Annotated in this window: 14 protein-coding genes and 2 pseudogenes; 11 read left to right on the forward strand and 5 right to left on the reverse strand. The window is 70.0% G+C overall.

Translation table 11 applies throughout. From position 1 onward, the window contains the following. Positions 1-519: 519 nt before the first annotated feature. The 3 genes from ACFY15_RS36350 to ACFY15_RS36360 all read left to right on the forward strand — a co-directional run bounded on the left by ACFY15_RS36350 (position 520) and on the right by ACFY15_RS36360 (position 2,291). Positions 520-771, forward strand: a complete 252-nt coding sequence (locus tag ACFY15_RS36350; protein ID WP_384111008.1) for a hypothetical protein — start codon at positions 520-522, stop codon at positions 769-771. A 169-nt stretch (positions 772-940) separates the two neighbouring features. Further along, positions 941-1,384 (forward strand): hypothetical protein, encoded by a 444-nt coding sequence (locus ACFY15_RS36355; protein WP_390827024.1) that lies wholly within the window; start codon positions 941-943, stop codon positions 1,382-1,384. Between the two features lie 79 nt (positions 1,385-1,463). Continuing rightward, entirely contained in the window at positions 1,464-2,291 is an 828-nt protein-coding gene (locus ACFY15_RS36360; RefSeq protein WP_390827025.1) for a protein kinase, read from the forward strand. Between the two features lie 112 nt (positions 2,292-2,403). On the opposite strand, the pseudogene ACFY15_RS36365 reads toward ACFY15_RS36360, so the two are convergent. After that, positions 2,404-2,601: pseudogene (locus ACFY15_RS36365) on the reverse strand (low temperature requirement protein A); the annotation flags it as partial. A gap of 101 nt (positions 2,602-2,702) precedes the next feature. On the opposite strand from ACFY15_RS36365, the pseudogene ACFY15_RS36370 reads away from it, so the two are divergent. The 8 genes and pseudogenes from ACFY15_RS36370 to ACFY15_RS36405 all read left to right on the forward strand — a co-directional run. Beyond that, positions 2,703-2,858: pseudogene (locus ACFY15_RS36370) on the forward strand (pyruvate formate lyase family protein); the annotation flags it as partial. 217 nt (positions 2,859-3,075) lie between these two features. Next, positions 3,076-4,176: an MFS transporter gene (locus tag ACFY15_RS36375; RefSeq protein WP_390688464.1), complete on the forward strand. Its 1,101-nt coding sequence runs from the start codon at positions 3,076-3,078 to the stop codon at positions 4,174-4,176. Continuing rightward, positions 4,173-6,491: a molybdopterin oxidoreductase family protein gene (locus ACFY15_RS36380; protein ID WP_390827026.1), complete on the forward strand. Its 2,319-nt coding sequence runs from the start codon at positions 4,173-4,175 to the stop codon at positions 6,489-6,491. The genes ACFY15_RS36375 and ACFY15_RS36380 overlap by 4 nt, the downstream gene beginning before the upstream one ends. A gap of 7 nt (positions 6,492-6,498) precedes the next feature. Continuing rightward, entirely contained in the window at positions 6,499-7,098 is a 600-nt protein-coding gene (locus tag ACFY15_RS36385; RefSeq protein ID WP_390827027.1) for a 4Fe-4S dicluster domain-containing protein, read from the forward strand. Then, complete coding sequence (locus ACFY15_RS36390) at positions 7,095-7,775, forward strand: ubiquinol-cytochrome c reductase iron-sulfur subunit (protein WP_390827028.1); 681 nt, start codon at positions 7,095-7,097, stop codon at positions 7,773-7,775. Before ACFY15_RS36385 ends, ACFY15_RS36390 begins: the two co-directional genes overlap by 4 nt. Further along, positions 7,772-8,140 (forward strand): hypothetical protein, encoded by a 369-nt coding sequence (locus ACFY15_RS36395; RefSeq protein WP_390688468.1) that lies wholly within the window; start codon positions 7,772-7,774, stop codon positions 8,138-8,140. Before ACFY15_RS36390 ends, ACFY15_RS36395 begins: the two co-directional genes overlap by 4 nt. 2 nt (positions 8,141-8,142) lie before the next feature. Beyond that, positions 8,143-9,570, forward strand: a complete 1,428-nt coding sequence (locus ACFY15_RS36400) for a NarK family nitrate/nitrite MFS transporter (RefSeq protein WP_390827029.1) — start codon at positions 8,143-8,145, stop codon at positions 9,568-9,570. A gap of 73 nt (positions 9,571-9,643) precedes the next feature. Then, positions 9,644-9,871 carry a hypothetical protein gene (locus ACFY15_RS36405; RefSeq protein ID WP_390688470.1) on the forward strand — a complete coding sequence of 76 codons (228 nt, stop codon included), beginning with the start codon at positions 9,644-9,646 and terminating at the stop codon, positions 9,869-9,871. Positions 9,872-9,884: 13 nt separating this feature from the next. Here the strand turns inward: ACFY15_RS36405 and mscL are convergent, their stop codons facing one another. The 4 genes from mscL to ACFY15_RS36425 all read right to left on the reverse strand — a co-directional run bounded on the left by mscL (position 9,885) and on the right by ACFY15_RS36425 (position 12,864). Continuing rightward, positions 9,885-10,385 (reverse strand): large conductance mechanosensitive channel protein MscL, encoded by a 501-nt coding sequence (mscL, locus tag ACFY15_RS36410; RefSeq protein ID WP_390827030.1) that lies wholly within the window; start codon positions 10,383-10,385, stop codon positions 9,885-9,887. 123 nt (positions 10,386-10,508) lie between these two features. Beyond that, positions 10,509-11,060 (reverse strand): hypothetical protein, encoded by a 552-nt coding sequence (locus ACFY15_RS36415; RefSeq protein WP_390827031.1) that lies wholly within the window; start codon positions 11,058-11,060, stop codon positions 10,509-10,511. Between the two features lie 162 nt (positions 11,061-11,222). Continuing rightward, positions 11,223-11,780, reverse strand: coding sequence for a carboxymuconolactone decarboxylase family protein (locus ACFY15_RS36420; protein WP_390688473.1), 558 nt, complete (start codon positions 11,778-11,780; stop codon positions 11,223-11,225). Positions 11,781-12,030: 250 nt separating this feature from the next. Beyond that, positions 12,031-12,864 carry an S-methyl-5'-thioadenosine phosphorylase gene (locus ACFY15_RS36425; RefSeq protein WP_390688474.1) on the reverse strand — a complete coding sequence of 278 codons (834 nt, stop codon included), beginning with the start codon at positions 12,862-12,864 and terminating at the stop codon, positions 12,031-12,033. Between the last annotated feature and the right edge of the window lie 142 nt (positions 12,865-13,006).

Here is a 13,006-nt window from a genome sequence, read left to right on the forward strand (position 1 = left end):
CGCCAGCGCCAGCCGCACATCGTCCGCGGCTACTTCGGCGGCCCACACGTCCGCTACGTCCTGGACGAGAACCCCATGAGTTTCTGATCAATAGCAGTCCTTCCACGGTACTGGGGAGCGCGCTGGACTCTTCGGCTGGAGGTGGCGAGAATCCCGCTTCGCTGTGCGTGATGGGGCGTCCGAGTTTCCGTGCCAGCGCTTCCAAGATCAGCGGGCGGACGGCCTCTTTCGGCATGTGCCCGTTGAGCCACTGGTGCACCGAGGGTTCCCGGTATTTGAGGGGCGTTCCCCGCTCAGTCCCCAGCTTGTTGACCTCTTGGGCGAACTGGCGCAGCGTCCAGCCGGTTTCCCGGTGCAGTCGGGCAAGTGTCTCGTTGGGGCTGGTCACCGGTCATCAACTCCCCGCGTCTTCAAGCCGCTTAAAGCTCTTAAGTCCTCGCGCTGTCGCAACGGTACCTCTCCCCTGTGGTTTCGCGGTTGCCTTCTGTGAGCAGCCGAACGAGCACGAGAGGTGCAGCCATGAGCAGCCCTGAGAGCGCACGTGAGCACCCCCGGAACTGGGAGGCGGGGGAAACGGCGCTGGACGTCTCCACGGGCCGCGTAGGCCGCGTCATGGGCCACGTGGGACCGCGCTACCAACTCCGCCCGCTGAACGGTGGCCGGGAGTGGGAGGCCGACGCGGAGAGCCTGGAAGCCGCCTATCAGTCGGACGCCCTCAGCGCAGCAGTGGTCACCGCCAACACGAGCCAGCGGATAAGGGAGCGGATGTGAGACGGGCCCCCAGCTTCACCCCTGAACAGCGCGCGGAGATCGACGCCGGATTGGTGGAGATCCTCGCGGAGCGTGAGGCCCGGCAGTGGGAGGCGGCCATAAGGCGTGCTGCTCCCGTCCTCGTTCGGCGCGCTGCGGAACAGCTCATCCACTACAAGGAGGCACAGCCATGACGGCTACCGCGAACGACCTCAAGACCGGCCGCGCGCTGGTCAGCTCGGACCTGTTCGACAGCATCGCGGAGTTCACCGTGACCCACTTCGGCTACGACCGCGACAAGGCGGAGCGGGCCACGGATCAGGCGCTCGCGTTCCTCGCCACGGTCGGCACGGCCACGGTGAAGATGGTCCCGAGCGACGACGTGGACGGCGCGCTGCACTCGTTCATTCTGCACACCGCCGACTACCGCGAGTTCTGCGAGACGTACGCGGGCCGGTTCCTGGAGCACAACCCGCGCCCGGGTGGTGGTGGCCGGGTTCTGGCCGAGGTGCAGGCGACGGCGCACGCGATCAAGGCCAACGGGTTCATGGTGCTGGATTCGCTGTGGACCGTGAACGGCGAGAACGCGGCGCAGTGCGACTCTGACTGTGGGCGCGACTACCGGGCCGTCTGACTGCCGGCCGAACCAGACAGGTGAAGTGCGGGGTCGGTTGCCAACTACGTTGACCGGCACCGCTGTTGAAGGGTGAAGCATGATTTTCGATGGCCCGTACAGCCCGCCGGACGGTGCGTTGCAGCTCCTCAATCCGGGCCCCGCCGAACTGGTCCTGAACCGGCGCGGGTCGTCCGTGTGGAAGGTCAAAACCGAGGCCGGTCCCTACGCGGTGAAAGTCGGCTACCCGAGTCGGACGCACGCCTGGACCGCGCTGGCACCTGCCCGGGAAGCCGCCGTTCTGCGACAGCTCACCCATGAACGGATCTTCAGCGGGGAGTGGGAACACGGCACGTGGGGCGCGCAACCGTGGCGGCGGGGAGACGCCCTCTACGACCGGTGGGCACCCTGCCGGAAGGGGGCGGCAGAGCCGGACATCGGCGAGGCGCTTTCCTGCGCTGTGGCCCTGTCGGGACTGCATGGAATGGGGTGGGTGCACGGGGATGTGCAGCCCGCACATTTCCTTCTGGGGGAGTCTGGCGGCGCGTTCCTAATCGATCTTGCGCTATCCAGCGGAGGACGGATTCCCCGGGCGTATGACTTCCCGTATCGGGGCTGTCTCGTCCACTACGAAGCGCCGGAAGTCTCGGCCAGCGTGTTGGAGTCGGGAGCGGCAACGCCGACGCAGGAATCCGATGTGTACGCGCTGGGAGCGGCACTGTTCATCAGCGCGACCGGGTGGCGGCACGTGGCCTACCCGGACGACGCTTCCCGGGAGGAGCAGCGGCGAGCCATCGTGGCGGGCCCTCACCGCCCCGTGGACGTGCCCGGAGCGCTCGGGGGTCTCATCCCTCACATGCTGAGCCGTTCGGCCGCTGATCGACCTACCAGCGCCGAGGTCTGCGAGACCCTGAGCGCGGCCCTGTAAGGCTCCCTCCGGCCCCGCCTGTGCGCTTCCCCCATGGCGCATGGGTGGGGCTTTCTGCCGTTCATCCCCGCTGGTCAACGCCCCTGGGCTAACATGTTGTTGCGTTGATTCACGCCCACCACACGCCGAAGAAGACGAAGAGGTAGCCGACCACCCCGCTGCCCGGATGCCCCTCCACCAGCGCGTGCACCAGCTGCCGGCCCGCCTGCGCGATCGCGACGACGAAGCAGAGGTCGAAGAACAGCTCCAGCGAGGTCGCGGTCCGGTGTCCCTCGGCACGGCTGCGGGCGGTCATCGGTACGTACGTCATACCGCCCAGCAGACCAGGGCCCGGCCGCCGTACGGTCGAGGCGCGCGCGGCCCGCGGAGCCCGGGTACCCCGGGCGGACTCGCGGCGCCCGGCAGCTCACGCACGACCGGTACGCCTACGAGCGCATCGAGATGGCCCTCCATGACCGCGACGTCCGCCGCACCACGGCCTGCGGCATCGCCGGCCTCTCGGCCGCCGCCGACTCCCTGTCCGCCATCGGTCGCGCCCGGGCCACCGCCGTACGCGACGGGACGGGTCGGCGTCCTGCCCTTCCACAAGCTGGGCGAGAGCAAACGGGAGGCCCTGGGCATGCCCTTCACCCTCCACGGCACACCGCCGCCCACCGCCGGACAGGTGGCCGAAGGCAAGACGGTCTTCGCCGCCCGCGCGAGCTGAAAGCCGTATGACCTGTTCAGCGTAAGAATCAAGACCGGAAAACAGGACTAAACGGTACAGACCACCTAGCGTGGTGCTGTGTCCGAGCCTGCAGAAGTACGCGCACCAGCCCCACCGGCACCACCCGGTGAGCCCGAGCCCACGCCACCGGCCGGCCGGTCCGTCACCGCACGGGCCACTCTGGCCGGTACGGCCGTATCCCTCCTGCTCGTCGTCGCGATCGTGCTCGGCAGCCGCCTCCTGCGGGACTTCGACTCCGCCCTGCTGCCCTACGCCGTCGCCACCGTCTTCCTGGCCTTCGGCGTGGCCCACCGGTACACCGTCTGGGTCTCCGCCCCCGGCGCGCGCCGCCTCCTCAAAAAGGGCTTCGGCAGCTTCTTCTCGGCCGCCAACTTCAAGAAGGCGCCCACCGCCGTGCCCCGGATGGCCGCCACCTACCTCGGCTTCCAGAAGTTCCTCGGCGCCCGCTCCCGCTCCCGCTGGGCCGCCCACCAGCTGATCTTCTGGGGCTGCCTGCTGGCCGCCGCGATCACCTTCCCCCTCACCTGGGGCTGGTTCACCTTCACCTCCGCCACCGGCTCCGGCCCCGGCTACGAGATGCGGATCTGGGGCTTCAAGGTCCTCGGCTTCGACGCGCTGAGCATCACCGGCTGGCTGATGTTCCACGGCCTGGACATCGCCGCCGTCCTCGTCATCCCGGGAGCCGTCTACTTCCTGTGGCGGCGCATGAAGGACCGCGGCGCCATCACCGGCCAGCGCTTCGCCTACGACCTGCTCCCGCTGATCTGCCTCATCGTGATCTCGGCGACGGGACTCCTGCTCACCTTCTCGTCGATCTTCCTGCACGGCGGAGGCTACGAGTTCCTGGCGATCCTCCACATGGTGTCGGTCGTCTTCACCCTCATCTACATCCCCTTCGGGAAGTTCTTCCACATCGTCCAGCGGCCGGCCGCCGTCGGCATGCAGCTGTTCAAGTACACCGCCCGCCAGCACGAACAGGTCTTCGCCTGCAAGCGTTGCGGCGAACCCATCGACACCACCCCGTACGTGGAGAACCTGCGCGGCACCATGCGCGACCTCCGCCTCGACTTCAACGCCTTCGTCGAGTACTGCCCCCGCTGCAAGCGGATCCTGCGCGGCAACGCCTACCTGACCCACGTCAAGAAGGGCTTCAAGTGACCGCGACGGACCCAGCCCAGCCGGCACACCTGCCCCTCGACCCCGCCATCGCCCCACCCGGCACCCGTGACTTCCGCGACGCCGGCGGCCTCCCCGCCGACCGCTGGCACGCCGACCAGAACGGCGAGACCCTCGTCCCCACCCACTGCTGTTTCTGCGGAGTGCAGTGCGGCATGTACCTGCGCGTCGACCGGGGCGGCAAGGTCTTCGGCGTCGAACCCCGCAACCACGACATCAACCGGATGCGGCTGTGCCCCAAGGGCATCAACGCCTATCAGCAGGTCAACCACCCCGACCGGCTCACCGCGCCACTGATGCGCCGCTCCCGCGACGAGGAGTTCCGGGAGGCCTCCTGGGACGAGGCACTCGACTTCACCGTCTCCGAGATCCGCCGCATCCAGAACACCTACGGCAACGACGCCTTCGGACTGCTCGGCGGTGCCAGCCTGTTCTCCGAGAAGACCTACCTCGTCGGCAAGTTCGCCCGCGTCGCCCTCAAGACCAGACACGTCGACTACAACGGCCGCCTCTGCATGGTCAGCGCCGCGGGCGCCAACAAACTCGCCTTCGGCATCGACCGCGCCGGCAACCCCTTCTCCGACATCCTGCTCACCGACTGCCTGCTCATCGCCGGGTCGAACGTGGGCGAGTGCTTCCCCGTGATGACCCAGTACCTGTGGGGCGCACGCGACCGCGGCGCCACCCTCATCGTCGTCGACCCGCGCGAAACGGCCGTCGCCCGCACCGCCGACATCCACGTCGCCCTGAAACCCGGCACCGACTCCGCGTTCTTCAACTCCGTCCTGCACGTGATCGTCGCCGAAGGACTCACCGACGAGACGTACCTCGCCGCACACGCCACCGGCTGGGACGAGGTCAAGAAGACCGTCGGCGACTACCCGCCCAGCCGCGCCGCCGACATCTGCGGCATCCCCGCCGAACAGATCACCCAGGTCGCCCGCGCCTTCGCCACCGCCGACAAGGCCATGGCCTGGCACGCCCGCGGAATCGAGCACCACTCCCAGGGTGTCGAGAACTGCCTGTCCGTCATCAACCTGTGCGTCGCCACCGGCAACATCGGCAGGCCCGGCGCCGGCTACGGCACCATCACCGGCCAGGGAAACGGGCAGGGCGGCCGCGAACACGGCCAGAAGTCCGACCTGCTCCCCGGCGGCCGCTCCATCACCAACCCCGAACACCGCGCCCAGATCTGCCGCATCTGGGGCATCAAGGAATCCGAACTCCCCGGCGCCGGAACCTCCATGATGGAAATGGTCTGGCAGATGCAGCGCAAGGAGATCCGCGGCCTCATCGGCATCTGCAACAACCCCTTCGTCTCCCTGCCCAACTACGGCGTGGTCAAGGCCGGCTACGACACCGTGGAATTCCACGCCCAGTTCGACTTCTTCCTCTCCGAGACCGCCGCCCACGCGCACGTCGTCCTCCCCGTCACCACCTGGGCGGAGGACGAAGGCGTCATGGCCAACGCCGAAGCCCGCGTCGTCAAGCACAACAAGGCCCAGGAACCCCCTGCCGGCGTCCGCACCGACACCTGGGTCATCTGCGAACTCGCCCGCCGCCTCGGCGCCGGCCACCACTTCGACTTCGCCGGCTCCCGCGAGGTGTTCGAAGAACTGCGCATCGCGTCCGCCGGCACCGTCAACGACTACTACGGCATCACCTACGAGCGCCTGGAAGCCACCGGCGGCATCGCCTGGCCCTGCCCCTCCACGGAACACCCCGGTACGCCACGCCTCTTCGAGGACGGCCGGACCCATCACCCCGACGGGAAGATCCACATGCAGGTCGTGGAATGGCATCCACCCATCGACGCCCACACCGAGGAATTCCCCCTCTCCCTCACCACCGGCCGCACCGTCGCGCACTTCCTGTCCGGCAACCAGACCCGCCGTCTCGGCGCCCTCGTCGAACAGACCCCGCGCCCCTGGTTGGAGGTCCACCCCTCCCACGGCTTCCGCAACGGCGACCCCGTCCGGGTGGTCACCCGCCGGGGCAGCGAGGTCTTCCCGGCCCTCGTCACCGAGGCCATCAGGCCCGACACCGTCTTCATCCCCTACCACTGGCCCGTCCCCACGGCCGCGAACGCCCTGACCATCGACGCCCTCGACCCCCGCTCGAAGATCCCCGAGTACAAGGTCTGCGCCGCCCGCATCGAGCCGGCCGACCACGTCGACGACGTCCCGGCACCGCCCACACCCCCCGGCCGCCAGGCCTACCCGGAGGCCCAGGCCTCCCGCACCGACCCCCTGCCCCCCACGTCCCCGCAGGGCCGGGGCACCGCGGAGAGGAGCTGACGCCGCCATGATGGGCCGCACGATCTTCATCGACCCGGGCCGCTGCATCGGCTGCCAGGCCTGCGTCTCCGCCTGCCGCGAATGCGACTCGCACCGCGGCAAGTCGATGATCCACCTCGACTACAGCGACCCCGGCCAGTCCGTCGCCTCCCTGCCGACCGTCTGCATGCACTGCGAGGACCCCGCCGCCCCCTGCGCCGAGGTCTGCCCCGCCGACGCGATCCTCGTCACCGCGGACGGCGTCGTCCAACAGGCCGACACCACCCGCTGCATCGGCTGCGCCAACTGCGTCAACGCCTGCCCCTTCGGCGTCCCGAAGATCGACCTCCAGGCGAAGCTCCAGATGAAGTGCAACCTCTGCTACGACCGCACCTCCTACGGCCTCGCCCCCATGTGTGCCACCGTCTGCCCGACCGGCGCCCTCTTCTACGGAACCCTCGAAGAGCTCCAGGCCGAGCGCCCCGGCGTCCAGGTCTCCGACTCCTTCGCCTTCGGCGACGTGGTCGTCTCCACCGGGGTGGCCATGGTCGTCCCCGCCGACAAGGTCCGGTGGCCCGTCCCCGGCGGCCTGCCCGTCGTCGAAGTCAACGGGGTGGACGTGCGATGAGCGTGACCGAACAGCCCACTCCGCAGCCCGGCCACGGCCACGGCCACGGTCACGGCTACGGCCACGGCGAGGACGGGGACGCCGCCGCCGCGCGGCTGCGCGACCGCATCAGCGCCGACTCCCTCACCACACGCCGCGACTACCTGCGGATCGTCGCCACCGTCTCCGGCGGCCTCGCCATCGGCGGAGTCGGCGTCGCCGCCGGCATCCTGCACCGCCACGGAGACAGCGAGCACCTGCCCGAGGCCAAGAAGGTCACCGACGTGCTCGCCCCCGGCGAGTCCGCCGCCTTCCGGTTCCCCGGCGACGAGGACCGGGCCCTCGCCGTCCGACTCGCCGACGGAAGCCTCGTCGGCTACTCCGCCGTCTGCACCCACCTGGCCTGCGCCGTCCTGTGGCGCGAGGACCGGGGCCCCGACGGCGAGCTGTACTGCCCCTGCCACGAAGGCGTCTTCAACACCCGCACCGGCGAGGTCACCGCCGGGCCGCCGCCCCGCCCCCTCCCCAGGATCTTCCTCACCGAACGCGCCGACGGCAGCGTCTGGGCCATCGCCACCGCCCGGTCCGGAGAGACCGTCCGAGAGGCCCTCTGCCGGCAGTTCGGCGACTCACCCGGGGCGGCCCAGCGCCTGGGCTGCCCCGGAACGGCCCGCGCCACCGAGAGCAGTCGGACATGAGCGACCCCGAGCTGCCCCCCCGGCCCGAGTACCACCCGGGGAGCGCCCAGCCCCGGCTCAACCGCCCCGTGCACGAGCGGTACCCGCAGATCCGCCCCACCAGCGGCTACGGCGACCCGCGGATCCGGCGCACCGGCCCCGGCCCGGGCGCCGGCACCGAGCAGGAACCGGAGCGCTCCTCGAAGCTCAACGCCCGTCTCGTCCTCGCCCTCACCGTCGTCATCGGGCAGCTCTGGGCGCTGACCGTGACCGTCAACGAGTGGATGAAGGGCAACTCGGCCACGGCCTGGTGGGGGGCGGGCTTCCTGGGCCTGTCCTTTCTCGTCGTGATCGCCCTGTGGCTCCTCGACCCGAAGGACCGATGACCATGTCCCTTCCGACGCCCACGCCGTCCGCGGTGCGCTCCCACCGCAAGGAGACCTACAAGCCCGGTGCCGTCATCGGAGACTGGCGGCCCGAGGACGTCGGCTTCTGGCAGGCGACCGGCCACAGGGTCGCCCAGCGCAACCTCTGGATCTCCATCCCGGCCCTGATGCTCGGCTTCGTGGTCTGGCAGGTCTGGTCGGTGACCGTGGTCAAACTGAACGACGTCGGCTTCGACTTCTCCAAGTCGCAGCTGTTCTGGCTGGCCGCCATCCCCGGCATCACCGGCGGCACCTTCCGCATCCTGTACACCTTCATCGGCCCGATCTTCGGCGAGCGGAAGTTCACCGCCTTCAGCACGCTCATCCTGGTCGGCCCCATGCTGTGGCTGGGCTTCGCCCTCCAGGACACCGGGGCCCCGTACTGGGAACTGGCCCTCATCGCGGCCGTCTGCGGCATCGGAGGCGCGAACTTCGCCTCCTCCATGGCCAACATCGGCTTCTTCTTCCCCAAGAGGGAGAAGGGCAGCGCCAGCGGCCTCAACGGCGGTCTCGGCAACCTCGGCGTGAGCGTCGTCCAACTGGTCGCGCCCCTGGTGGTCACCGCCGCCGTGCTGGGCCCCCCGGCCGGCGGCCCGCAGCACGACGCGAAGAACGACACGGACATCTGGCTCCAGAACGGCGCCTTCCTCTGGGTGCCGCTGCTGGTCGTCATGACGGTGCTCGCCTGGTTCCTGATGAACGACCTCAGGGTGGCCGCAGCCCCCTTCAGCGAGCAGAAGGTCATTTTCAAGCGCAAGCACAACTGGCTGATGACCTGGCTCTACGTGGGCACCTTCGGATCCTTCATCGGCTTCGCGGCCGGACTGCCCCTGCTCATCAAGGAGAACTTCGAGGCGCAGGGATACCAGGCGACGACCTACGCCTGGATCGGCCCCTTCATCGGCGCGCTCATGCGCTGGGGCGGCGGCTGGCTCTCCGACCGGATGGGAGGCGCCAGGGTGACCATGCTGTCGTTCGTCGGCATGCCTACCGCCCTGATCGTGGTGATCTTCGCGCTGCCGTCCGACGGGGACCAGGGCAGCTTCTGGGCGTTCTTCGTCGGTTTCCTCGTGGCCTTCGCCTTCTCCGGCCTGGGCAACGGCTCGACCTTCCGGCAGATCCCGGTGATCTTCCGCGACCAGCACATGCGCCAGGTCGAGGGCCAGGGCCCCGAGGCGCAGGTGGCTGCGCTGAAGCAGTCGGAGACGGAGGCCGGCGCCGTCACCGGTTTCTCGTCCGCCATCGCCGCCTACGGCTTCTTCTTCATCCCCGCCATGTTCGCGGCCACCGCCGTCACGAACGCCTTGTGGATGTTCATCGGCTTCTACGCGACCTGTCTCGCGGTCTGCTGGTGGTTCTACGCCCGCAAAGGCGCGGAAGCCCCCAGCTGACCCGGGCCGGTGCCGTAGCCGGGCACCCCCCTCGGGCCGGGGCGCGAGGCAGGGACGGCCGTACTCTTGACGCATGAGCACCGCCCCCGCCTCCGACCCGCAGTCCCCCGAGCCCGCAGCCGGGGCAAAGTCCGACCCCAAGCCGACGGCCAGGCCCAGGCCGAAGCTGGTCTTCGACGACCCGCTGGACCAGCAGTCCTCGGACGACACCGACCGGGGCTGGGGCGAGCGGCCCCCCGCCGGAGGAAGCGCGGCCGACCTGGCCCGTTTCCTCGACGAGAAGCCCCCGCACCACATCTGATTCGCCGCGGCGGTCAGACTGCGTCGCGCGCCCCCGGCGTCCTGGCGCTCTCGCCGTTCACGCTGCGCTGCGCGACCAGGGTGTCGCGGATCTCCTTGAGCACCTCCAGCTCGGTGATCTCGATGGTCTCCTTCACGCCCTCCCTGGCCTTGCGGCGCGCCTCCTGCCGCGACAGGTACTTCGCCATCGGCAGGACCATCAGGAAGTAGACGACCGCGGCGGTGATCAGGAAGGTGAGCGTGGCGTTCAGGACCGAGCCCCACATGATGTTGACGCCGGTCGGCTCGCCCTTGGCGTCCACTCCACAAGGTGCCTTCAGGCACGAGGTGTAGACATCCAGGCTTTTGGTGCCGATGGCGCCCACGACCGGGCTGATGATGCCCTTCACGATCGAGTTCACGATGTTCGTGAACGCGGCGCCGATGACCACGGCCACGGCCAGGTCCACCACGTTGCCGCGCATCAGGAAGGCCTTGAAGCCTGCCAGCACGCTCTCCTTCTTCTTCTCGCTCACGACTGAGCCTCTCTTCGTCACTGCTGTACACGGAGCCAACGGTTCCGAAAGCTACGGCAGTCATGGCACGCCATGTCCAATCGGCGCCCACCTCAGAGCGACTCGACAGTGCGCCAGTGCGAATCAGCACAACGCCACCGCCAGCCGTGCCACCGCCCCCGCGCCCACCAGGGCCCGCGCGGTCTCCCGGGGCACGGACAGCACCACCAGCGCCCCACCGTCCCCCCACCCCTTCTCCGGCGCGGGCACCTCGGTCACCCTGGCCCCCGCCGCCACCACCCTCGGCGGCCCCGTGCGCTCCGCCGCCACCACGTCCACCCGGTCCCCGGGACGCAGCAGCCGTACCGTGGCCGCGTCCGCGATGCGCACGGGTGCCGACACCATGCGTACCGCCGCGGGAGACGGCTTCACCTCGGGCGGGGCCGCGCCCCGGGAGGCCCGCGCCTCCGTCCCGCCCACGGCCAGGGCGGCCGCCACCACGGCCAGGCCGGCCGAGGCGACCCGCCGCTTGCGGTGCACCGCGCGGCGCAGCCGGCCTCCGGCGCGTCCCACGCGCAGCGGCGGGAACGGCGGCACGGGGCGCGCGGGGCGGCACGCGGAGGAAGGGGACGGGTGAGGAACCGGGGAATCCGGGGAAGCGGGGGGTACGGGGGAGTCGGGAGAGGTCCTGGACATGCTGGTCACCGCCGAAAGGGTCGAGATCCGGTGTCCGGGTCCAACGCCCGGACCCTCCCACGATCCGCTCCTCCGCTCCGGCCCGCGCCGACCTGTGGATGATCCCCAGGTTGTGGACAACCCGTTCACCCTCAGGGGGCGGGGGTGACTCCGGCCTGCCGCTCAGGACCGGCCGGGCAGCCGGCAGGCCTCCGAGAAGCCCTGGCTGGTCAGACCGAACGCGCTGTTCACCCGTGAGCGCCAGTTCTCGAGCGCGACCACGGCGGTGAGTTCGACGAACGCCGCCTCGCCGAGCCGCGCGATGAGCTTGGCAGCCATCTCGTCGGTGACCGCCGGCTCGGTCTCGGTCATCGCCTCCGCGTACTCCATGACCAGGAGCTCCGTCCCGGTGAACACCTCGCGGGCCTCCCGCCACCGAGGCACCCGCTCGATCTTCTCCGGGGACAGGCCCAGCTCGTGGCCCTCCCAGTAGCCGAAGTCCATGCACCACGAGCAGTTGATCCGCGTGGCGCAGGCCATCACCGCGAGGTGCTTCAGACCGGCGTCGAGCTTGTTCCATTTCGCCGCCCGCTGCTCCAACCGGACGTAGGAGAACAGCACGCGCGCGTTGTGGCTGTACGCCTGACCGGGGTCGAGCACCTTGCCGTAGGTGCGGCGGGAGTACCAGGCGCCGACACGCGTCAGGAGGGTGCGGGGCGGGGTGAGCGAGATGCGCGGCATGGCTGGCCTCTTCCGGGAGGGGGCCCCTTCGACCCCGTCGCCATGGAGACAGGACAGCCCCGCGGTACGTGACGTCACTCCGCGCAGGGAATCGTTTCCCCTCCTGTCCTGCGGCGCAGCCGACGGCTCGCGCGGTCACCGCAGGGCCCGGCCGCGGCCCCGAGAGCCCGACCGCGGCCCCGAAGGGCCGGCCCGGGTCCACGCCGGTCCATACGGACTCCGGCAGGGCTGCGGCCCGCCTCCAGCCTGCCTACGGCAGTTCGAACCCCAGGTCCCAGCCGTCGTGGGCGTGAGTGCACAGACAGCCGCGGTCCTCGGTCGCCGGAAGGGCCGCCACAGCGTCGAAGAGGACCTGGCGCAGTCGGCTGACGTTCTCGCCGAACACCTTCAGGACTTCCGTGTGCGAGACCCCCTCACCCGTCTCGGCCCCCGCGTCCAGGTCCGTCACGAGAGCCATCGACGTGTAGCAGAGCCCCAGCTCGCGTGCGAGGACCGCCTCCGGGTGCCCGGTCATGCCCACCACCGACCACCCCGCCGCCGCATGCCACTGCGACTCCGCGCGCGTCGAGAACCGCGGCCCCTCCACGACGACCATGGTGCCGCCGTCCACGGGCTCCCACTCCCGCCCGCGCGCCGCCTCGAGCGCCACCGAGCGCCCCACCGGGCAGTACGGGTCGGCGAAGGTGGTGTGGACGACGTTCGGGACGCTTCCGTCCGGCAGGGGCTCCCCGTCGAAGAAGGTCTGCACGCGCGACTTCGTACGGTCGACCAGCTGGTCCGGGACCAGCAGCGTGCCCGGACCGTACTCCGCCCGCAGGCCGCCCACCGCGCACGGGCCCAGTATCTGCCGGACGCCGACGGAGCGCAGAGCCCAGATGTTCGCGCGGTAGTTGATCTTGTGTGGCGGCACGGTGTGGCTGCGCCCGTGCCGCGGCAGGAACGCCACCTGCCGGCCGGCCAGCTCGCCCAGGTAGAGGGAGTCGCTCGGGGGCCCGTAGGGGGTCTCCACCTGGATCTCTGAGACGTCCTCCAGGAAGGAGTAGAAGCCCGAGCCGCCGATTACACCGATCTCTGCGTTCACCATGCGGCCACCCTAACGGGGGACGCGAAAGGCCCCGTCCGCCCAGGAGGGGCGGTTTCTAGGGGTCGTTGCAACACGTGGTCGTGTTGATCAGGCCGCGAGCAGTTTATGCAGGCGCTCGGCTGGGGTTTCCCAGCCGAGCGTT

Origin of the sequence: Streptomyces sp. NPDC001373 (genome assembly GCF_042895815.1) — a bacterium.
GTDB lineage: Bacteria > Actinomycetota > Actinomycetes > Streptomycetales > Streptomycetaceae > Streptomyces.